The sequence below is a fragment of the Guptibacillus hwajinpoensis genome (assembly GCF_005144865.1).
Taxonomy (GTDB): domain Bacteria; phylum Bacillota; class Bacilli; order Bacillales; family Guptibacillaceae; genus Guptibacillus; species Guptibacillus hwajinpoensis_A.
This window is the reverse complement of the sequence record NZ_SWFM01000015.1, coordinates 1-7,332: the sequence shown is the minus strand read 5'-3', so window position 1 is coordinate 7,332 and position 7,332 is coordinate 1. Positions and strand designations below refer to the sequence as shown.

The following is a 7,332-nucleotide window of genomic DNA, read 5'->3' as shown; positions in this document are numbered from 1 at the left end:
TCCTGTCTTAAATGGCATTTCTAATTCGAGGAAAGTTATAAAGAATTTCGACACAAGCGCAGGAATAAATACAAGAAGGTATATTTACCGAAATGGGTTCGTATAACCATGATTTCTACATAAGTGGGACAATATGTCCCATATTTCTACACATTTAAGGAAGTGGGATAATATGTCCCACATTTCTACACATATATGAGGAGTGAGAGTCTAAGAAACTGGAGTACAGGATTAAGTTACTAATGAAAAAATCGTGAAGTAAATTCTTTGAATAGGGATTTAATTTTCACACAGTGCCCATCTACACACACCCCTGAAAGGTGTGTTCCAATGTGCCACTCCGTGGAGGGAGTGCCCATCTACATACACCCCCTAAAACGGTGTATTCCAATGGTCACTTCGTGGTCGAGTGCCCATCTATACACACCCTAAATTGTGTGTGCTGATGGGTACTCTGCCCAGCTGGGCAGAGTGGAACGTTGTCTTCGACAATAGCCCTTCGGGGAAAAAGAAAACCGAGCGATCCGTGACGGATCGCTCGGTTTTTCATAAAAAATAGAATCTCCTTGAGCTCTCCAAGCAACTAGGGAAGTCTATTTTCCTTTGCATTTATATTATCTATAAGGCATGAATGATATGCAAGCATTTGAAGATTACAAAATACTTTTTCAAAACATTCAAGCAGTTACTTTCAAAGTTTGATAGAATAGTTGTAAACATGAGAAAAACCCCTATGCTTTGGCGGGCTCGGGGTTCTCTCGGAACTAAAAGGATAGGATTCATACCCTTTTATTTGCTATTTGGTTTTAGTTTACCACAGGGCATATGAATCCTTCCACTACTGGGGAGGATTTTTTTATGGAAAATGCTACTACGCTAAAAAAAGCTCAGCACCATACATGGTTTCATCATAAGGATTCCACGGGATATATTACTCTCGCACGTAAAGAGAAAAATAGATTTGTACAGTATCATTATAAGCCGTCAGAATTAGCCGATAATCTTTCGAAATGGCTAGGAGAAGACATCTATTTTAGTCAGAATACTTTTTACAAACCTAGCCGGCAAATTGAATCTATTCGAGAGCTGAGATCTTTATATGTTGATACGGATTGTTATTTATTAAATTTAGATCCTCAGTGGCTTTTAGGTAAATTACAACTCGAGTTTTTTGATCAGTTAATTCCAGAGCCAAACATCATTATTTTTTCCGGTCAAGGATTGGTATTAATCTGGCTTATTGATCCTGTGCCTTATAAGGCACTTCCGTTATGGCAGGCTGTGCAACAATATTTATTAAATCAGTTAAAAGAGTTCGGTGGGGACGCTAAAGCGAGTGATGCAGCGCGCATTTTTCGTATAGACGGTAGCGTAAATTCAAAAAACGGTGAAGAGGTTCACGTTGAATATCGGCACGACTACCGATACACGTTACGAACGCTGCAAGAGGAGTATTTACCGGTTCTTGAAACACAAAAAACGCCCATTAAACGCGGTCGCCCTAAGAAGGTGCAGCAACTATTTAATACATATTCGCTGCATCATGCGCGTTTATTGGATTTAGTGAAGCTTGTGGAGCTACGCAATTATGATGTGACGGGATACCGTGAACTTATTTGCTTCTTGTATCGTTACTGGCAGTGTTGCTACTTAGCAGATCCTGCTGAAGCGATTCATCAGACACTCTTCTTTAATTCGCAATTTAAAGAGCCTTTACCAGAAAAAGAAGTTTTACGAGCAACTAAGAGTGCTCAAAAGGCCTGGGATGCGAAAAGCAGTGAAGAGGCGAATCGTTTAGCTAAAGAGAAAGGGTACCCTGGAGCTGGCTATAATTTAAAAAACAGTACAATTATTGAGTGGCTCGACATCACAGAGGAAGAACAAAGCCATTTGAAGACGCTTATCGGGAGTTTAGAGAAGCGTAAGAGGAATACTATCGCCAAGCGTGAAAAACGCCGTGAAGAGGGCGTCAGGACGCGTGAAGAGTATATTGGAGAACAGAAAGAGAAAACATTGGACAAGCTTTTTTTGTTAAACAAAGCCCTAAATCGGTACCCAGATGCTACTCAAAAAGAATTAGCAGAGAAAATGGGCGTCTCTGTCAGGCATATTAAAAGACTTTTAAAAAGACTAAAAGAAAACAAATAAAAAAGGGGACATGGTCTGTCTCTTTATATTATGGGGCGTAGCCCTGCTCCTTTAGGAGCTAGTCTTTTTAGGTAGGGTCTTTGTTTCCTTTCGTATGTTTCTTGTTGGAGGGTCTTGTTTAGTCTCTTGGTGGGATACACTCGGTATGGCGTTAGGGATTCTTTTCTTTCTTGATCTTGAATAGAGGATTTTTACTACTCTAGGTCTAATCACTATTTATGTAGGTTTTAAACCTGTTATAAAAGTTTAGTACTGTTTAAATAAGCCTCTATATTAAGGTGATCAAGGTTTCTACTAAGGTAAATAAGGTGGTATAAAGATGGGTAATTTAGATAATCAACATACAGATACTACTGTTAAAGACTTAGGTAAATCTATGTTGACAGTTAAAGAATTAGCAAACCTTATTGAGGAAACTCCTAATATAGTTAGAAACTGGATTAAAGATCTCAAGGAGTATATTCCTTTAAATAAAAACGAGGCTGGTTATAATGTATTTGATGCTGATGCTATAGAAAAAATGAAGTTGATCAAGCATCTTCATAGAGAAAGAAATTATTCAATAAAGCAAATAGAGCACTATTTTGCTACGGGTGGGGAAGCATATACATTAGCCCCTCAAAAAGGTGCTGATGAGTTATTGGCTGAAGAGCTGAATGAGTTGAGAGAACAGATTAAAAATCTTGAAGACTACAATAAAAAACAAGAAGAATTTAATAGAGCATTGATTGAAAAGCTTGATAACCAAGGTGAGTACATCGATAAAAAGCTTGATAATAGAGACAAATTATTAATGGAGAGTATTAGAGAGATACAAGAAACTAAAGAATTGATTGCAGCAAGTGATAAAGAAGCACCTAAAAAGAAGTGGTTTCAGTTTTGGAAATAATATCAAAAGTAAATCACTTCTACTTAATTCGAATAGTGAATTTGATGGATCTGGGTTTTTAAGCGTTGTAATAATCATTTATGTAGGTTTTAAACCTGTTATAAAAGCTTAGTAATATTTAATATAACCCTGTTTATATAGGTTATTAAGGTGTATATTAAGGTAAATAATGCATCGGACTTAGATAGTTATTACTTGTTTAACCAGATTCCGGTTACTGGTATCTGGTTAAAACAACTTTATGAGCTTAACAAGATGAATAATTTGTTAAATGAAAACCCCAAAAATCCAATCTGGATCTTTGGGGTTTTCATTTAATTATTTCAATGCTACTTTTTGCTTTCCGTCAACTAAGATGAACCATTTACCTGACTCGAATTTTTCTTTTGATACCTCGAACACTTTCACATCTGTCACAGTGATATCGGGATTTAAATCACTCATGATTTTAGAATTATCTACGTCAGTTTCGACAGCATAGTTAGAAGTTGCATCAATATCAGAGTCAAATTTAGTTCCTTTTTCGTTCACAAGGCTAACTGTAGGCATTGAGAATGCTCCAACTGGCTCTTCAGAAGTATTTTTAATTGTGTATTGAATTGCTACGAGCGTGCCACCATCAGACGCCTGCTTACTTACTCCAGATACACCAACTTCATCTCTCTCTTCAAAATTAGTGACAGTCACTTCAGTCTTTTTAAGAGCAACCGTATCGTTCAATGAGTAAGCTGTTTCTTCTTTTGCCTCTTTATTGGATTCACCAGATACTTCTGTAGAAGCCTCGTCGCTGCCTCCACCCAAAGCACTACCAATACCACCTAAAATTACTATGATACCAATAAATGAAATAATCTTATGTCTCATAACGAAACTACGCTGATCTTTACCGCAGTTTGGACACTTTTTTACCCCTTTTGCTATTTCCTTGTCACAAGCTTTACAGTTTACTAGTTTAGCCATTTTATCCCCCTAATATGTGTTACATATAAGTTCATTATCGTATGTACTTCCTTTTTTTACAATACATTTCCTAATAATTCAATATTAGGAAATTATATTCTGTTTAGTGATCATGATGAGATTAACAAAATGGTTAGTTTGTTAATCTGGTGAAAACCCGATAACGAGACGTAAACCCCTTGCCCAGCAAGGGTTTTTTTCATATATAAGCAAAGAAAAGGGTTTTCACCTTAACATAGTGAATGGTAATGTATAACTAGAGTAAACGTATTGAATGGAAGAGGGGTTTAACATGCGTATAAAGGGACACACCAGGTCCGCCAATTGTGTGGCATGTTTTCGGGATTTTGAACCAGGCAATATCGTCGCTTATCTAACGGTTGATGAGGTAACTGTTTGTCAGCGATGTGCGAATGACATGAAACAGCAGCCGGTGGAGCTACGAGAAGTGCTGTTTTCGGATGAGGAGGAAGAAGCATGGGAGTAAAAGGCGCCAATACGGTGGAACCGATTCGCGATCCGGATCAGATCCGGGAGATGAAGGAGCATTTGTTGCATAAATCGTACCGGGATTACTTCTTATTTGCGTTTGGCATTAATTCTGGCTTACGGATTGGCGATATTTTGCCTCTCAGGGTCATGGACGTGGCGTCGGCGACCCATTTGCGGATCAAGGAGCAAAAGACCGGCAAGATCCGGAAAGTCCGCATGACGGTGGCCCTTCAGCAGGAAGTCGCGAAATACACGAAGGGCTTAGCTGCGTCGGACTATTTGTTTCTCTCACGCCAGGGCAACAAGCCGATTAGCCGGGTGATGGCCTGGAAGATCATCAATGAGGCCGCGCGAGTGGTCGGCATCGAGGGCGCGATCGGGACGCATACGCTTCGGAAGACGTTCGGGTATCACTTTTACCAGCGCACGAAGGATGTGGCGATGTTGCAGGAGATATTTGGCCATAGTAGTCCTTCAATTACCTTACGATACATTGGTATTAATGATGATATAATAAATCAAGCTATGGAAAAATTTTCATTGTAAAAATTTTGATTTGTAAACCCTCTAAATACAGGCGTTAATATATGAGAGAGGAAGATTTATTTGTACATTTATTTAGATGACTCGGGAAATATAGACGGTGAAAAAGGAAACTTATATCTTTGGTTGGGTTTTTCTATTAAAAGTGGATCGAAAAGGTTGGAAGAAAAGTTGAACGAGGTATTTAGTGATTTTACTTATGACGAAAAAGATGGAGAATTAAAAGGTAGCAAAGCTACCTTTGAACAAAAAAAAGAAGTATTTGAACGGCTCGCATCTTGGGATAATTTAAGGATCAGTTATCTAGTGGTTGATAAATCTATTGTTACAGAAGCCCAGTCAAAATTTGTAAAGGATACAGATTCCAGAAAAAAAGAGCAAAGTGAGAATTACTTTTTGAGTAAAGTTGTTAGTCGTTTAGCTGTTCCATATGAGGATGCAACAGACAAAAAAGTAGTCTTATACATAGATGGAAAAGCAGGAAGAGGAAAAGAATCCGAAGTAAGGTTGCATGAGTATCTCACTTTGAGAATAAATTTTCCAAAGTGGAATAAAGATCAATTTGCATGGAATAACTTTGGGGTTAATTATGTTCAAGAGAAAAATAATAGGTTAGTTCAAACTGCTGATTTTTTAGCGAATTTTGTTTTGGAGCATTATAAACTAATGTATTATAAAGAAAAGAAGAACAAATTGGAGATATGTAGAAGTTTTGAATTGTACAGCATCATTGAAGATAAAATTTATCATAAGATCTATGGCTTTCCAAATATTTCTCTAGTCTAAATTGCGATTTTTAATTATATATTGTATAATTAAGGCTAATAAGTTAATTATACTAGTGGCGGAGTAAGTCCGGCTTAGAGAATGATTAGCACAATGGTGCTTAAAGTCTAAATTAATTGACCTTCTTTAAGAGGCGCTGCCGAAGTTCGAAAAACTTTTATTTAAATTGAATACGTGAGCGCCAGGAGTAAGACCAGTGAAAAGGTTGAAGATACGCAGTATCTGTGCCGAAAGGCCACCTTTAAGGGCACCTGGCGTTTTGAATTTTATAAAAAAAGGACCACCCGTTCAGGAGTCCTTTTTTTCTTTATACTAATCTATTTATCTACCTACTTGTTTTGGGATTAGCCCAAAAGCAAAACACCTTACTATTTTTCGGGTAAATTCTCTTACCGTTTTTTGTTATATAAGGAGTGCAGATCCAAACTTTTCCTTCAGAATTCTTTTCACCAATTTTTCTTTTCATCTATTATTCCGCCCTTCGACTTTGTTTTTCTCTTGCACGAGGTCGAAGGTCGTGATATTTTTATATTACGATTATATTTTTTATGAACGGGCTTTGCACAGTCTGTTTATCGTTTAGACCGTAGGACCTCGGCAAGAGGACTTCCTGCGGTTCTTTTTTTGCTTGTCCAATTTATATACCCCTTCCGTGCTAATGATTTCTCTTTTTTTGCCCTCTTTTCTAGTTGAAGGGGACTATTATGTATACCCTAAAATATGGAGGTATGCCTAATAATTAGTATAACCGATTTAATTTTTTTGTCAATAGATAATATTGATAATTTTGTGAATTGTTTAGAGTGTTTTCGACAATTTAATTCATTGATACTATATATAGATTATTGTTCTCTAATTATACCTTTATATCGCTGTTAAGTCTATCAATTATACTATATATTGTGTTTCAATTATTGTTTGAAGAAAAGTTCTTCAGCTTAAGTTATTTGAGAGTACCGATAAGTTGGATTATGTCTCCTTACTTTTAAAAGCCATAACAAAGGTCCCGAACAAATTGTTCGGGACCTTTGTTATGCGGATATATAAACCCTATCTTTTTTTAGGTTAGATGCTTTATTAAAAGAATTCATTTTAAATGCGAATTGAATTGAATAACTTCTGCAGCTTTTCTTCTAGTGGATTTGATTTCTTTTTGCGTATAAACAGATCCAAATAAAGAGTTACGTGGGTCGAGTAATACATATCCAATATGTTCAAAATCTTCGATATTCATATGGAGATGTATGATCTCCTCACGTGTGAAATAGTCTTTAGGTTTCACCTTATAAATAGGCTTATCCGAACCTAAAATCTCATAGCTCTTGTACAGAAAATCATCTCCTTGAAGGTTTCGTATCCTCTTATATTCTCCCCTGATAGAATATACTCCTGTCTTAAATGGCATTTCTAATTCGAGGAAAGTTATAAAGAATTTCGACACAAGCGCAGGAATAAATACAAGAAGGTATATTTACCGAAATGGGTTCGTATAACCATGATTTCTACATAAGTGG

The 7,332-nt window shown here is 36.8% G+C and carries 7 protein-coding genes; 5 read left to right on the top strand and 2 right to left on the bottom strand.

Annotated elements, in window-relative coordinates:
- Nucleotides 1–858: 858 nt before the first annotated feature.
- Entirely contained in the window at nucleotides 859–2,148 is a 1,290-nt protein-coding gene (locus FBF83_RS20485; RefSeq protein WP_136948943.1) for a winged helix-turn-helix domain-containing protein, read from the top strand.
- Nucleotides 2,149–2,467: 319 nt separating this feature from the next.
- Entirely contained in the window at nucleotides 2,468–3,037 is a 570-nt protein-coding gene (locus tag FBF83_RS20480; RefSeq protein WP_136948942.1) for a DUF3967 domain-containing protein, read from the top strand.
- 318 nt (nucleotides 3,038–3,355) lie between these two features.
- Here the strand turns inward: FBF83_RS20480 and FBF83_RS20475 are convergent, their stop codons facing one another.
- Complete coding sequence (locus tag FBF83_RS20475; protein ID WP_240688163.1) at nucleotides 3,356–3,997, bottom strand: DUF4352 domain-containing protein; 642 nt, start codon at nucleotides 3,995–3,997, stop codon at nucleotides 3,356–3,358.
- 292 nt (nucleotides 3,998–4,289) lie between these two features.
- Here FBF83_RS20475 and FBF83_RS20470 point away from each other — a divergent pair, with 292 nt between their 5' ends.
- The 3 genes from FBF83_RS20470 to FBF83_RS20460 are packed head-to-tail and all read left to right on the top strand — an operon-like array spanning nucleotide 4,290 to nucleotide 5,818.
- Entirely contained in the window at nucleotides 4,290–4,484 is a 195-nt protein-coding gene (locus FBF83_RS20470; protein ID WP_136948941.1) for a hypothetical protein, read from the top strand.
- The gene (locus FBF83_RS20465; protein ID WP_136948940.1) at nucleotides 4,475–5,035 is read left to right on the top strand and encodes a site-specific integrase; all 561 of its coding nucleotides are present in this window, start codon (nucleotides 4,475–4,477) and stop codon (nucleotides 5,033–5,035) included. Before FBF83_RS20470 ends, FBF83_RS20465 begins: the two co-directional genes overlap by 10 nt.
- A 60-nt stretch (nucleotides 5,036–5,095) precedes the next feature.
- Nucleotides 5,096–5,818, top strand: coding sequence for a DUF3800 domain-containing protein (locus FBF83_RS20460; protein WP_169525666.1), 723 nt, complete (start codon nucleotides 5,096–5,098; stop codon nucleotides 5,816–5,818).
- Nucleotides 5,819–6,905: 1,087 nt separating this feature from the next.
- On the opposite strand, the gene FBF83_RS21025 is transcribed toward FBF83_RS20460, so the two are convergent.
- Nucleotides 6,906–7,052, bottom strand: coding sequence for a hypothetical protein (locus tag FBF83_RS21025; RefSeq protein ID WP_169525665.1), 147 nt, complete (start codon nucleotides 7,050–7,052; stop codon nucleotides 6,906–6,908).
- Nucleotides 7,053–7,332 lie beyond the last annotated feature (280 nt).